Consider the following 652-nt stretch of genomic DNA (forward strand, 5'->3'; position numbering starts at 1 on the left):
CGTCGGGGCCGATCTCTACGAAGGCCGTGACGTTGCGCTCGGCCAGCACGGAGACGGCATCGGCGAAACGCACCGTGCCACGGATCTGCTCCGCCCAATAACCCGCCGACACCAGATCATCCCCAGCCGCCACCGCACCCGTCAGCGTCGACACCACCGCAAGTCGCGGCTCCCGAAACACCACCCCCTCAGCAGCCTCACGGAACGCCTCCACCACCGGCTCCATCAACGGCGAATGAAACGCATGCGACACCGCCAACCGCTTCACCCTGCGCCCCCACCCCCGCAACCGCTCCACCACACCCGCCACATCCCCCTCATCCCCCGACACCACCACCGACCGAGGACCATTCACCGCGGCGATCCCCACCCGCCCCGCCAACAACGGCACCACCTCCTCCTCCGACGCCTCCACAGCCACCATCGCCCCACCACCCGGCAACCCCTGCATCAACTCCGCACGCACACACACCAACCGCGCCGCATCCTCCAACGACAACACACCCGCCACATGCGCCGCCGCCAACTCCCCCACCGAATGCCCCACCACCACATCCGGCCGCACACCCCACGACTCCACCAACCGGAACAACGCCGTCTCCACCGCGAACAACGCCGGCTGCGCATACCCCGTCCCCTCCAACAACACCGC

Annotated in this window: 1 protein-coding gene; it reads right to left on the minus strand. The window is 68.6% G+C overall.

Annotated features, from left to right (window positions below; translation table 11 throughout):
* On the minus strand, positions 1–652 hold a 652-nt coding region (locus IH25_RS38795; RefSeq protein WP_157847085.1), incomplete at both ends, for an acyltransferase domain-containing protein.

It is taken from the genome of Streptomyces achromogenes subsp. achromogenes (assembly GCF_000720835.1).
GTDB lineage: Bacteria > Actinomycetota > Actinomycetes > Streptomycetales > Streptomycetaceae > Streptomyces > Streptomyces achromogenes.